Source organism: Butyricicoccus pullicaecorum (assembly GCF_002160355.1).
In the GTDB taxonomy this organism is placed as follows: domain Bacteria; phylum Bacillota; class Clostridia; order Oscillospirales; family Butyricicoccaceae; genus Butyricicoccus; species Butyricicoccus pullicaecorum.
Genome location: NZ_NFKK01000003.1, coordinates 54,935 through 67,851, shown reverse-complemented (window position 1 = coordinate 67,851; position 12,917 = coordinate 54,935). Strand labels below are relative to the sequence as shown.

Annotated in this window: 13 protein-coding genes; all 13 read right to left on the bottom strand. The window is 52.3% G+C overall.

The window, feature by feature from the left end; all coding sequences use genetic code 11:
- Positions 1–36: 36 nt before the first annotated feature.
- Positions 37–1,815 (bottom strand): Rqc2 family fibronectin-binding protein, encoded by a 1,779-nt coding sequence (locus B5F17_RS03485; protein ID WP_087370854.1) that lies wholly within the window; start codon positions 1,813–1,815, stop codon positions 37–39.
- A gap of 15 nt (positions 1,816–1,830) precedes the next feature.
- Positions 1,831–2,607 carry a Nif3-like dinuclear metal center hexameric protein gene (locus B5F17_RS03480; RefSeq protein ID WP_087370851.1) on the bottom strand — a complete coding sequence of 259 codons (777 nt, stop codon included), beginning with the start codon at positions 2,605–2,607 and terminating at the stop codon, positions 1,831–1,833.
- Entirely contained in the window at positions 2,595–3,314 is a 720-nt protein-coding gene (locus B5F17_RS03475) for a class I SAM-dependent methyltransferase (protein WP_087370848.1), read from the bottom strand. Before B5F17_RS03475 ends, B5F17_RS03480 begins: the two co-directional genes overlap by 13 nt.
- A 63-nt stretch (positions 3,315–3,377) precedes the next feature.
- Positions 3,378–3,578 (bottom strand): DUF1858 domain-containing protein, encoded by a 201-nt coding sequence (locus tag B5F17_RS03470; RefSeq protein ID WP_016146807.1) that lies wholly within the window; start codon positions 3,576–3,578, stop codon positions 3,378–3,380.
- 145 nt (positions 3,579–3,723) lie between these two features.
- Positions 3,724–4,002: a zinc-ribbon domain containing protein gene (locus tag B5F17_RS03465; protein WP_016146808.1), complete on the bottom strand. Its 279-nt coding sequence runs from the start codon at positions 4,000–4,002 to the stop codon at positions 3,724–3,726.
- Positions 4,003–4,131: 129 nt separating this feature from the next.
- On the bottom strand, positions 4,132–4,752 hold the full coding sequence (locus B5F17_RS03460) for a sigma-70 family RNA polymerase sigma factor (protein WP_162608063.1): 621 nt from the start codon (positions 4,750–4,752) through the stop codon (positions 4,132–4,134).
- A gap of 106 nt (positions 4,753–4,858) precedes the next feature.
- The gene (gene glmS, locus B5F17_RS03455) at positions 4,859–6,697 is read right to left on the bottom strand and encodes a glutamine--fructose-6-phosphate transaminase (isomerizing) (protein ID WP_087370841.1); all 1,839 of its coding nucleotides are present in this window, start codon (positions 6,695–6,697) and stop codon (positions 4,859–4,861) included.
- A gap of 326 nt (positions 6,698–7,023) precedes the next feature.
- Positions 7,024–8,376: a phosphoglucosamine mutase gene (gene glmM / locus B5F17_RS03450; RefSeq protein WP_087370837.1), complete on the bottom strand. Its 1,353-nt coding sequence runs from the start codon at positions 8,374–8,376 to the stop codon at positions 7,024–7,026.
- Between the two features lie 37 nt (positions 8,377–8,413).
- Positions 8,414–9,454: a Holliday junction branch migration DNA helicase RuvB gene (gene ruvB, locus B5F17_RS03445; protein ID WP_370812456.1), complete on the bottom strand. Its 1,041-nt coding sequence runs from the start codon at positions 9,452–9,454 to the stop codon at positions 8,414–8,416.
- Between the two features lie 14 nt (positions 9,455–9,468).
- Positions 9,469–10,089, bottom strand: a complete 621-nt coding sequence (gene ruvA, locus B5F17_RS03440) for a Holliday junction branch migration protein RuvA (RefSeq protein ID WP_016146813.1) — start codon at positions 10,087–10,089, stop codon at positions 9,469–9,471.
- A gap of 24 nt (positions 10,090–10,113) precedes the next feature.
- Entirely contained in the window at positions 10,114–10,605 is a 492-nt protein-coding gene (ruvC, locus tag B5F17_RS03435; protein ID WP_016146814.1) for a crossover junction endodeoxyribonuclease RuvC, read from the bottom strand.
- Positions 10,606–10,741: 136 nt separating this feature from the next.
- The gene (locus B5F17_RS03430; RefSeq protein ID WP_087370833.1) at positions 10,742–12,007 is read right to left on the bottom strand and encodes a methionine gamma-lyase family protein; all 1,266 of its coding nucleotides are present in this window, start codon (positions 12,005–12,007) and stop codon (positions 10,742–10,744) included.
- Between the two features lie 119 nt (positions 12,008–12,126).
- Entirely contained in the window at positions 12,127–12,906 is a 780-nt protein-coding gene (locus B5F17_RS03425; RefSeq protein ID WP_087370829.1) for a hypothetical protein, read from the bottom strand.
- Positions 12,907–12,917 lie beyond the last annotated feature (11 nt).

The window sequence follows — 12,917 nt, the reverse complement described above, 5'->3', positions numbered from 1 at the left end:
CCCATAACAGGCGAGTATATCACTCGCCTGTTTTTTTTAATCTTTCACGCGCAAAGACTCAATCAGTGCCTCATCCGGCGTCACAAACGCCGTTTGATAGACCTGATAGATCACAAATCCGGGCTTGGCACCAGAGGGCTTTTTCAGATTGCGCACTTCGGTATAATCAACCGGTACCAGAGAAGATGTTCTTGCTTTGGAATGATATGCTGCAATCATTGCTGCCTGCGTCATGGCTTCATCTGTTGGCTGCTTTCCGTCGGTAATTAAAATAACATGCGAGCCGTGAATTTTCTGCGTATGGAACCAGATGTCGCTCTTAAATGCGGTCTTCATACTCAAAAGATCGTTCTGCAAGTTATTCTTACCTGCCCAGACTGAAAATCCATCTGTTGTGCGATACTCATACGGTGCAGATCGCGCTGGTTTCTGTCTGCGCATATTGCGCTGCTGCTTGTGCGAGAGCACGCCCGTCTGCGTGAGTTCCTCACGCAGCTGCGCCAGATCAGCTTCATTTTCCGCTTCATCGATGGAAGCGAGCACGCTTTCCAAATAATCCAGTTCCTGTGTGCCCTGCTCAATCTGCTCTGTGAGCATCTGCTCGGCTGTTTTCGCCTTATTATACAGTTTAAAGTATTTCTGTGCATTCTGCTGTGGTGTCAAGCGTACATCCAAGGAAATTTCGATTTCCGGGCATTCCGGATCATAATAATCGATTACCTTTGCCGTGCGCATTCCCTTTTCCAGCTGATAGAAATTTGCAGAAATCAGTTCGCCTTTTCGCTTATACTTTTCGCGGTCATGAGTTTTGGTCAGTTCCTGACGCTGTGCAGCCAGCTTACGTACCAAGCGATCACGGGCTGCGGTAACCGTGCGCAGCATATCTCCGGCTTTGCGATGCATGCGCTCTGTCTGACCCTTTTTCTCATAAAATGCCGCGAGCAGAGAAGAGAAATCCGGCTTGGTGTCCAAGCGCATCAGCGTGCCGTACTGCGTAATGGGCAGACAGGTAAAGTCAAAGACTGTTTTATCCTCTGCTTTGACAAGCAAATAAGGCCGCGCCTTGTCTTCCCGAACATAGCTCAGAAAATCCTCAAACACCTCGCAGAGCTTCGTGCGATCTTCGGCAGAGAGCATGCTGACCGGCTTTCCGGTCTCCCCTGTCGCACGGTATGCGATTTCCCGGCATAGCAGCGGTGATAAACCACAGAAAGAAGAGAGCAGCCACTTATCCAGTCCCATCTCTCCTTCTGCCTGACTGACCGCTGCTGCGATTCCGGCACCCGAAACCGTGAGCGGGTCGACCTTATGCTCCTGCGCCGGCGGCATTCGATAGAACAATCCGGGCAGAATCTGTCGTTTTCCCGAGATATCTCCATCAATACGACGAATGGAATCAATGATACGGTCGTCCTCTCCCTTGAGGATGAGGTTGGAATACTTACCCATGAGCTCTGCGATCAGATACCGTTTGACCGGTACGCCCATTTCATCATTGGTGTCCAATTCCAGAACCGCCATACGCTCGAGCGAGGGCTGGGTCAGCGATACAATCTTAGCGCCCTGAATGTGCTTGCGCAGCAGCATGCAAAACATGGGCGGTGTTGCCGGATTTTCACGGTTTTGCTCAATGAGATGAATACGCGGCGCTGACGGCGAGGCAGAAAACAATAATCTGCATGCGCCCTGACCGCCACGCAGCTGAAGCACAATTTCTTCGCGGTCGGGCTGATATACCTTTTCGATTCGTGCACCTGCGATTCGTGTATTCAGCTCAGAGAGCACGGCACGCAGGCATACAGCGTCTAATGGCATAAATTCATTTTCTCCTTATACGAATTGAATACAATCCCGGTGATCCTCGGAAACCATAGCGGTAACCGTCGGGAAGCAGCGTCCGAGATGTTCTGCGAATGTCTTCGCAATGGGGTTCTCTGTGGGAAAATGCCCGGCGTCCACCAAAGTCAGTCCCAAAGACTGTGCACGCTGCATGATATCATACGAGCAATCGCCGATGACAAAGGCATCTGCACCTTTAGCTAGTGCACAATCCATCATCTTGCCGCACGCACCGCCGCCGACTGCAACACGGCGAATCGGCTTACCGCCATCGGTGAAGCGTACGCCGCCTGCGTCCAGAGAGTCTTTGACGTACTCTGCAAAGATCTTCGGCGACATACGCGCAGGCAGGTCACCCACACGGCCCAGCATTTTATTTTCGCCCGCTTCCATGTTAATGACATTGGACAGACCAAGTGCTGCGGCCAGTGCATCGTTTACGCCGCCCTTGGCACAATCGGCATTTGTGTGCATACAGATGACGGCAATATCATGGCGAATGGCCTGACGCAGTGCGCGGCCGGTTGCGTCATCCTCGGTTACACAATGCACCGATGTAAAAATCAGCGGATGGTGTGCAACCACTACTTGTGCATCTCTACGGATGGCCTCTGCAATGACATCCTCTGTCGCGTCCAGTGCGCACAGGATGCGCTCGACCTTCCGGGTTCGGTCGCCGGTCATCAGTCCGCAATTATCCCAGCTTTCTGCCAATTCATAGGGTGCAAACAGCTCCAGGCAATGCAATACATCATTTACAGTTGGCATGTTAATCCCTCCAATGCACGTGAAATGGTTTGTACAACCGTTCTCTGTGCTTCTATCATCGCGGCGTCCGTGTTCTGTCCCTGCTCCATACCGGACAACGCACGGTTTTCTCTCGCATAGAGCGCCTTGAGATACGCCATAGCGCCTGGTGCGCGCAGCAAAGCATCGGACAGCACACAAGCCTCCAGCGGCTTATCCTGACGTTCTGCGCCGCCGCAAACCGTCCAGATCAAGTAGTAACGGTGTCCTTCTTGACATACCGTTTCTTCCTGAATGCAATATCCATGTGCCCACAGCCATTGTCTGAGCTGCGGCAGCATGGTCATAGGCTGCAAGAGCAAGGTATGCTTCCCGTCTGCCGTCCACGGTGCGGCCTCCAAAATCGCAGCAATGGTTTCACCGCCCATGCCTGCAATCGAGATGGTATCACATTCATCGGGCGCAATTCCTTCCAGTCCGCTGGCCAGTCTAAAGCTCACACGGTCAGTCAGTCCATGAAACCGCGCATTGTCCCGTGCGTGATCGAGCGGGCCTTCACGCAGATCGGATGCGATTGCGCAGGTTAATCGATTCTGCGTCAGCAGCCACAGCGGCAAATGTCCATGATCGGTACCAATATCCGCCAGCCGTGCGCCCTGCGATACTCGGTCGGCAATCGCTTGCAGGCGCGGTGTTAAAGTCAAATTTTCTTTGGTTCGTTCGGTCATTCTGTCATCCTATGATCTGAAAAAACAAGGCCGACAGCGGACTGTCGGCCTGCGTTTGTCTGATTATTCACCCAGGAATGCGTTGATCTGTGCAACCAGCTCGTCCGCATTGGTGCCATGCACCATGCAAGCCTCCTCGATGCTCTCGCCCTGAGAGGACGGGCAACCCAGGCAATGCATACCCATATCCAGGAAATACTTTGCGGTGTTGATATCACGTGCGAGAACCTCGCCAATCGTGGTCTTCTTCGTAACTGCAGCCATAATAGACCTCCTGCAAAATTCTGAAATAATTTGATTATATTATACTGCCCCTGTCCACAAATTTCAATACCGGAAATGTAAGAACTTACAAAGAAAGGGAGCGAAAACCGAATTGGTCTTCGCTCCCTGACAAATCAAATGGAAATTAGCCCTGCGCCTTCATCTTAGCGAAGCACTCGCTGCAGTATACCGGGCGATCGGACTTGGGCTCAAACGGAACTCTTGCCTCACCGCCGCAAGCTGCGCAAGTTGCAGTGAAGAATTCACGCGGGCCACGAGCTGCGTTCTTGCGAGCGTCACGGCACTTCTTGCAGCGCTGAGGCTCATTCTGGAAGCCGCGCTCTGCGTAGAACTCCTGCTCACCAGCAGTGAATACGAATTCCTCGCCGCATTCCTTGCATACTAAAGTCTTGTCCTGATACATGATTACTACCTCTCTTTGATTACCTTGGTCCCTATACCCTTTTTGCGTTGCAGAAATGCTAGGAACAACTGGATTGTATTGCGAACAAGGAATTGTTCCTTGTTTCCGCCTGGAAATGATTAGGTATTGTCACAGACGCTCTGCTTTCTGATGGACGCGCTGCATGGCGTTTGCCACTGATTTACGCGATTTTCCGATCTTGCAAGCAATCTCGTCGTATGACAAGCCATATAAATATAGCTGCAGAACCTGGGCCTCAAAATGCGAGAGAAGATCAAAGAGACGTTCCAACGTTTCTTTGTGTTCCTCACGACCGATGATAAACGCTTCGGGATCGGAAATACAAGAAACGGAGGGATAGGATTTCAAATCTTCGAACGGAGGTTTATCAAGCGAAACGGCTTGGCTTAACGGTTCGTGTTTGCGTGCCGCATTGCTTCGCATAAACGAACGCAGGCGACGCTCCACGCATAGACGAGCATAAGCCGGAAACGGGACTCCCTTCTGCGGTGAAAAACTTTCAATCGCAAAAAAGAGTGCCAATAATCCTTCTTGAATCATGTCCTCTACATCGGCACCGCGCAGCGTAAACATATGCGCCTGTGCTCGTACCATGCGACCATAATCGCGCAGCAAGCATTCTAACGCTTCGCTGTCCCCCTGCTGTGCCGCCTTGAGAACATCATTTTCGTCATTTTTACCGATATTCCAATTCATTTGCTCGGTTCCATTTGCCATCTTGTCTATCATTATATAAGGCATCCATAGATTTGTCAAGCAATTTTGTGAAAAATAGATTTTCCTGACACAAATCCACAAAATATATTTGTGCGCATTTTACAATTCCCTGACAAATTTATTCTACTGTGACCGATTTTGCCAAATTACGCGGCTTATCGACATCACAGCTGCGCTCAACGGCAACATAATATGCAAGAAGCTGTAACGGAACGATGGAAAGCGATGCAGAGAACAAAGCGGGGCATTCCGGCAGACGAACAACATGTCGGCATGCACTTTCATCACCCGAGAAGTCCGATCCTGCAATCAGGATGACCTCGGCACCGCGCGAAGTAACCTCTCGAATGTTAGACACCGTTTTCTCATAGAGCTCGGGCTGTGTTGCCAGTGCAACGACCAGCGTACCGTCTTCAATTAGCGAGATCGTACCGTGCTTGAGCTCACCTGCTGCGTATGCCTCGGAGTGAATGTACGAAATCTCCTTGAGCTTGAGCGATGCTTCCATCGCAGCAGCATAGTCAAGGCCACGTCCCAAAAAGAACACACTGCTTCGGTTATGATAACGCGTTGCCAGATACTGCATGGTCTGCTTGCACTCCAGCATTTTCTCCAGCATCTCGGGCAGCGCCTGAAGCTGAGCACAGAATGCATGCTGCTCTTCTTCGTTCATTTTTCCGCGTGCGTAGGCCAGTCTTCCTGCAATCAGATAGAGTGCCGCGAGCTGTGCAGAATATGCCTTGGTGGTTGCAACCGAAATCTCCGGGCCTGCCCAAGTGTACAGAACACCATCCGCCTCGCGGGCAATGGTCGAGGAAACCACATTGACAATTGCGATTGCAAACGCACCTGCCTCCTTTGCTTGACGCATTGCCGCCAGCGTGTCGGCAGTCTCACCCGACTGGCTGATGACGATGCACAGATCATCCGGCTCGACGATCGGATTCTCGTAACGGAACTCCGATGCCACACGTGCCGTGCAGCGTACGCGGCCAATCGTCTCAATGACACGCTGACCTACAATACCTGCATGCAGTGCCGAGCCACAGCCAATGATATGCACATGATTGGCTTTTTTCAAGCGGTCATCGGTCAGGCCGTTCTCTTCAAATACGATCTGACCGTCACGGATACGAGGCTGGATGGTCTGCGCAATTGCGCGGGGCTGCTCCATGATCTCCTTGATCATAAAGTGCTCGTAACCGCCCTTTTCGGCTGCGGACATATCCCAGGTAACCGTACGTACTTCCTTCTCAATCGGTTCGCCAAATGCATTGAAAACCTGCACGCTGTCCGGACGAATGATTGCGACCTCATTGTCGTCCAAAATCATATACTTACGCGTGCGGCGAATGATCGCGGTCACATCGGACGCGATCATATTCTCTCCGTCGCCCAAACCAATGACCAGCGGGTTGTCGCGACGCGCTGCAACAATTTCATCCGGTCGATCAAGCGAGATAACACCCAGTGCGTAAGAGCCGCGTACGCGGTGAATTGCACGCAGTACCGTCTTGGCAATATCTCCATCCTGAGATTCCTTGTGCAGATCGGCAATCAGGTGTGCTACGGTCTCGGTATCAGTCTCCGAACGGAATACATAGCCGCGTGCGGTCAGATGCTCACGCAGTTCCAGATAATTTTCGATAATGCCGTTATGAACGACTGCAATTTTACCGTCGCCGCCTAAATGCGGATGCGAGTTTGCGTCGGACGGCTCACCATGGGTTGCCCAGCGCGTATGGCCAATACCGCAGGTGCAGTGCAGTCCGCCTGCCTCGCGTACCTTTTCCTCCAGAGCGTCGATGCGTCCACGGGTCTTGATAACACGCAGGCCATCCTCGGTCATTGCCGCAATACCGGCAGAATCATAACCACGATATTCCAGTGCATGCAGTCCTTTAATCAGGATCGGCAGTGCATTTTCTCTTCCTGTAAAACCAACAATACCACACATTTGTGTTTAGTCCTCCAATAGTTTAATGCGATAAAGATCTAAAAAAGGGTATAAAAATAGTGGGTCATGCGAAGACGCTCTGTTTCCGGAATCACTCCCGGGGTTTACACGTCCTGCTAACGACCGGCTCACTCGCGGCCGAAGGGTCATCCGCCGAATTTTCGATCAACCCTTACCTCGTCCACTGCGAAACGGGCTGCTCCGCAGTTCTGGCGCTATCGATATGCAATTATACGCTTTGGCCTCACCTTCTTTCCTGATATTAAAAATGATAAATTCCGCCGCATGGCACATACGCGGCCACACGGCGGGACATTCATCCATACTTAGCCAACAACCGACCGAATCACATCAGCCACTTGTTCTGCAACCGACTGTACCTTGTCGGCATCTACGCCTTCAACCATAACGCGTACCAGCGCTTCTGTGCCCGAAGCACGTACCAGAATGCGGCCCTCACCGAGTTCTGCATTGCCCTCTTCGATCGACTTTGCAACCTCAGGACGCTCTGCAATGGTGTGCTTATCGCTGTTCGGCACCTTGACGTTGATCTGCACCTGCGGCCACGGTACAACTTCATCGGCAATCTGAGAGCACTTCTTGCCGCTCTCCTTGAGAATGTGCATAAACTGGATTGCAGTCAGCTGGCCGTCACCCGTCGAGGCATACTCGAGGAAGATAACATGGCCGGACTGCTCACCGCCCAGGATGTAGCCGTCACGCAGCATCATTTCCAGCACGTAGCGGTCACCAACGTTGGCGCACTTGATCTCCATGCCGTTTTCCTTTGCATACTTATGCAGGCCCATATTGGACATGATAGTTGCAACAAATGCATTGCCGCGCAGCTTGCCCAGCTTCTTCATGTGTGCTGCGCAGACTGCCATGATACGGTCACCGTCCAGAACCTCGCCGCGCTCATCAACGACCAGGCAGCGGTCAGCGTCGCCGTCAAATGCGATACCAATATCGTAATTGCCCGTACGCATGCGCTCCTGCAGGTTTTCCAGATGGGTCGAACCGCAGTTTGCGTTGATGTTAATGCCATTCGGCTCGTAGAAGCGCAGATCTGCACGGCATTCCAGCAGACGCATCAGTCGAGTCACGGTCGTCGAGGACGCACCGTTTGCGCAGTCAACCGCAACGCGCAGGCCGCTCAGATCGCCCGGAACGGTCTCTGCCAGATGATCGGTGTACTCTACGACCGGATCGATGGACGAGCGAATCACGCAGCCCAGATGCTCATGGCTTGCCTTGGGTACACTGTCGAAATTATCGATAAACTCCTCAATACGGTTTTCCAGCTCATCGGACAGCTTATAGCCCGAGCCTGCAAAAATCTTGATGCCATTGTACTCAAAGGAGTTGTGGCTGGCCGAAATAACGATGCCGGCGTCTGCCTTATGCTTAATGGTCAGATAAGCGATTGCCGGAGTCGGAATGACGCCCAGAAGCTCGACATCTGCACCAACCGAGCAGATACCGGCAACCAGTGCGCTCTCCAGCATATCCGAAGAAATACGGGTATCCTTACCAATCAGCAGTTTTGCCTTGCCACCGGCATTTCTTTCCTGCGTCAGTACATGTGCAGCAGATGCACCAATCTTAAACGCAAGCATTGCATCCAGTTCGACATTCGCCACACCGCGAACACCGTCAGTTCCAAAATATTTACCCAATGTTATGACACATCCTTCCATTTTTATGAAGGGTAATTTACAGCATTTGCTGGCCGTTCGGCAGTTCTACCCCTAAATGCTCATACGCTCGAAGTGTAACACACCGTCCGCGCGGTGTACGGTTCAAGAAACCGATCTGCATGAGATACGGCTCATAGACATCTTCCAGCGTGACTGCTTCCTCTCCGATTGTCGCCGCGAGGGTATCCAATCCCACAGGGCCGCCGTTATAGTTGACAATAATGCTGGTCAGCATTCTGCGGTCAATATTATCCAGTCCCAGTGCATCAATATCCAATGCCTTGAGCGCCATGTCAGCGGTCTCTTTGGTGATGACACCGTCGCCTTTTACCTGTGCGAAGTCACGCACACGGCGCAGCAGACGGTTTGCAATACGCGGCGTACCGCGCGAGCGGCGGGCAATCTCGTAAGCGCCGTCATACCGGCTATGTACGCCAAGAATACCGGCCGAGCGGGTTACGATCTTTTCCAGATCCTCTGCGCTGTACAGTTCCAGACGCAGCATGACACCGAATCGATCTCGAAGCGGAGACGTCATCTGACCGGCACGCGTTGTCGCACCGATCAGCGTGAATTTCGGCAAATCCAAACGGATAGAACGAGCAGACGGTCCCTTGCCGATGATGATATCCAGCGCATAGTCCTCCATTGCAGGGTACAGAATCTCTTCGACACTGCGGTTGAGGCGGTGAATCTCATCAATAAACAGAATATCATTTTCTGCCAGATTGGTCAAGATTGCAGCAAGATCTCCTGCCTTCTCAATGGCAGGACCGGAAGTGATACGGATATTCACTCCCATCTCTGCCGCGATGATGTTCGCCAGCGTCGTCTTGCCCAGTCCCGGAGGTCCGTAAAGCAGCGTGTGATCGAGCGGTTCGCCGCGCTGTTTGGCTGCTTCAATAAAGACGGAAAGATTTTCCTTGACCTTACTCTGTCCGATGTAGTCTTCCATACATTTGGGACGAAGCGAGTTGTCGGTCTCATCCTCTTTGATCTGGCGGCTGGATACGATGCGTTCATCGTCCATCATACCGCCGGAAAATTCAATACTCAATCCTGTTCACCGCCTTAACCCATCGCCAAGCGCTTGAGGCAAACACGGATAATCGATTCTGCATCCGGGTATTCCGACAAGTCCAGCCCTTCCAGTGCTGCGAGGGCTTCGGACTGTGCATATCCCAGCACCATCAGCGCTGCGATGGCTTCCTGCGTATGATTTACACTTGCACCGCCCTGTGCGGGGAGCTCCAAGGCAGCAGAGCCGCCATTTTTCGCGCCTTCCAACTGCTCTTTGCTCATCTTATCGCGCAGTTCCAGCACGATGCGCTGAGCAATCTTTTTGCCGATGCCCGGTGCCTGGGTGAGCAGCTTTTCCTCTCCGGTAATGATCGAGAGTGCCAACCGGCTGGGCGGCGCGACCGACAAAATGGCCAGTGCCGCTTTGGGACCGACACCGGATACACCGATCAGCATTTTAAAGCAGCTCAGCTCTTCCTGATCGGCAAATCCATACAGGTCAAAAATATCTTCCCGCACATAGAGATAGGTATACAGGCGTGCAGGCTTTCCTACCTTGACCTGAGAAATCGTATTTTGCGATGTATGGCAGGCATAACCTACGCCTGCGCAATCGATCACGCACAGCGACTGTTCGACAAACGCCACTGTGCCTTCCACATAATAAAACATAAGCGATTACTCCGTATTAAAAGCTCACTTTTGCGTATAAAGTGCCGAACGGCTTGCATGGCCATGACAAATTGCCACTGCCAGTGCGTCGGCTGCGTCATCCGGCCGCGGCACTTTGGCAAGACCCAACATGATGCGTGTCATTTCCATCATCTGATGCTTATCCGCCTTGCCATATCCAACCACCGACTGTTTGACCTGAGACGGTGTATAGGATACAGGATGCAGTCCCTTTTGCGCGAGTGCCAGCAAAATGACACCGCGTGCCTGTGCGACCTGAATGCCGGTCGTGATATTCTGATTGAAAAATAATTCTTCCACCGCGGCAGCTTCCGGATGAAAGGTATCGATCAGCGTACACAGATCATCGTACAGTTCACACAAACGCAAGTGCATCGGTGCACCAATCTGTGTTGTGATCGCTCCATACTGAATCGGGGTAAACTTCCTGCCGTCATACCGGACAACACCGTAGCCGATGGTTCCATAACCAGGATCAATCCCGAGAATTACCATATTGTACTTGCTCCTTATTCTTTGGAAAGACCTGAATGCAGCACATTTATGTGTTGCTCTCCGGCTATTATACCACAGCTGTCCTTTTCAGAAAAGAAATTTTTCATATTTCCAGTCACATAAAAGGGACTCTGTTTTATTTGCAAAGACCGCTCTGAATCAATTTTTCAGCAGCGAGCAGAATACCGGCCTTACCCGACGGATAGGTCAAACCGCCCTGCATATAGCAGACATAAGGCTCACGCATGGGAGCATCTGCACTCAGCTCAATCGACGCACCCTGCACAAAAGCGCCGGCAGCCATGATAACCGGATCGTCATAACCGGGCATTGCCCAAGGCTCAGGCGTGACAAAGGAATCGACCGGCGCACCTGCCTGAATGCCCTCGCAGAAGCGACGCAGCGGATCGGGTGCACCGAATGCGATGGTCTGGATGATGTCGTAACGCGGTGCTTCGGGTTGCGGATCAACGGTAAAGCCCAGCAGCTGCATGACCTTTGCACAGAATACAGCGGTCTTGACAGCCTGTGCCGTCACATGCGGTGCAAGGAACAGTCCCTGATAGAGCAGACGATTCTGTCCCATCGTACAGCCGCATTCTCCACCGATACCCGGTGCAGTCAGGCGGTAAGCCGCACGCTCAACCAGATCCTTTCGTCCCACGATATAACCGCCCGTGGGTGCCAGTCCGCCGCCCGGGTTCTTAATCAGCGAACCTGCACACATGTCTGCGCCTACCTGAGTCGGCTCCAGCTCTTCGGTGAATTCGCCGTAGCAGTTATCGACCATGATGACTGCATTGGGATTGACACGGCGTACCACTGCACATGCCTCGCCAATCTCAGCGCAGGACAGCGTCTGACGTACCGCATAGCCGCGCGAGCGCTGTAAAAAGACCATCTTGACATCGTCTGCCGCAGCTGCCTTTTCGATCGCCTCCAGATCCAGACGGCCATCCTTTAAATCTACCTGTCGATAGCCAATGCCGTAGCGCTTCATGCTGCCCGGGCAGTCTCCCGTAACCGTGTTGAGCAGCGTATCATACGGTGCGCTGGTCACAGACAGCATAACGTCTCCCGGCTCCAATGCGCCAAACAGTGCGCACGACAGTGCATGGGTGCCATTGACAAAGCCCAAGCGTACCAAACCAGCCTCGGTACCGAACAGATCTGCATAGATCTCTTCCAGCGTGTCGCGGCCATGATCGTCGTAGCCATAGCCAGTCGTTCCGGCAAACATGGTGTCCGACACGCGATGTGCACGGAATGCTGCAAGCACCTTCTGCGTATTATAATCTGCAATCTCATCGATACGGGAGAAATACGGGGTGAGATACTGCTCTGCCTGCTTGCCCAGCTCTACGACCCGCTCCGACAGACCTAAAAAGTTTTCCTTCTTCAATTTACTGATCTCCTCTATTCAAAATACTGTATGCGCACGCGGCGCAAAATAATGAACTCTCTTTTTATGATACAAATACAAATCTATGGCCGGCACAACTCGGTGCCGGCCATAAGACATTAAGCGTCAACAAAAATTGTGTGATTTTGCCCGGGCAGCGTGAACAGATTATCCGCCGGACGCTCCAAACTCAAAACCGAAGTTTGGATAAACTGCGTTCGTGTTCCCTCCTGTGAAAAGCTTGCGCTATACAGCAGGCCGGTCACTGCGGATACGATATACTCTGCCGTGCGGCCATCCTGAACCGCTGTCACACGAATCATCGGCTGACCGGAAAGTTCGGTCAACTCGGCTTCCTGAATCTGGTCTGCCGGAAGCTCGCACACCGTTTCGTAGGTCGGCAGCATAGCTGCCTCTCCGGGAGAAAAGCTGCCAGCCTGACCGCTGTAATACGTGCTGCTGCCCGCATCCCATGCGTAGATCTTTCCATCGTACTGGAGCTGCACTTGCGTAATCACGCCATCCCCATTCAGCGTCTCGACGCGGTATGCGCCATCACGCGCATACTGCCTGCACTGTAAGGTTCCGGCACCGCCATCCCAATACAGGGTGTTGGTGACCGAGCAGCTATACGAACTTGGTCTGCTCAGCGAAGCGATGACCGCCTGTACATTACTGGGATCGACAGTGATCTGCGCAATTTTGCTCTCGTTTTGCTGGGCAAAATCTTCGGTTTGCTCGTCGATCATGCCTTGCTGCTCGGTATCACTCGGAAGTACCAAGGTGGATTTACCATCCTGAAACAAGTTGGACGATAAAATGAAGCTCAGTCCCAAAGTAACAATCATGGCAAACGCACACAGTGCGCCGATCAAAGCCGACTTTTGTTTATTCGGCATACTGTCCTCTC

Bases quoted from the DNA above. Each gene is read 5' to 3' on its own strand.
- B5F17_RS03485 (WP_087370854.1), bottom strand. From the start codon at position 1,815: ATGCCATTAGACGCTGTATGCCTGCGTGCCGTGCTCTCTGAGCTGAAT.
- B5F17_RS03480 (WP_087370851.1), bottom strand. From the start codon at position 2,607: ATGCCAACTGTAAATGATGTATTGCATTGCCTGGAGCTGTTTGCACCC.
- B5F17_RS03475 (WP_087370848.1), bottom strand. From the start codon at position 3,314: ATGACCGAACGAACCAAAGAAAATTTGACTTTAACACCGCGCCTGCAA.
- B5F17_RS03470 (WP_016146807.1), bottom strand. From the start codon at position 3,578: ATGGCTGCAGTTACGAAGAAGACCACGATTGGCGAGGTTCTCGCACGT.
- B5F17_RS03465 (WP_016146808.1), bottom strand. From the start codon at position 4,002: ATGTATCAGGACAAGACTTTAGTATGCAAGGAATGCGGCGAGGAATTC.
- B5F17_RS03460 (WP_162608063.1), bottom strand. From the start codon at position 4,752: ATGATAGACAAGATGGCAAATGGAACCGAGCAAATGAATTGGAATATC.
- glmS (WP_087370841.1), bottom strand. From the start codon at position 6,697: ATGTGTGGTATTGTTGGTTTTACAGGAAGAGAAAATGCACTGCCGATC.
- ruvA (WP_016146813.1), bottom strand. From the start codon at position 10,089: ATGTTTTATTATGTGGAAGGCACAGTGGCGTTTGTCGAACAGTCGCTG.
- ruvC (WP_016146814.1), bottom strand. From the start codon at position 10,605: ATGGTAATTCTCGGGATTGATCCTGGTTATGGAACCATCGGCTACGGT.
- B5F17_RS03425 (WP_087370829.1), bottom strand. From the start codon at position 12,906: ATGCCGAATAAACAAAAGTCGGCTTTGATCGGCGCACTGTGTGCGTTT.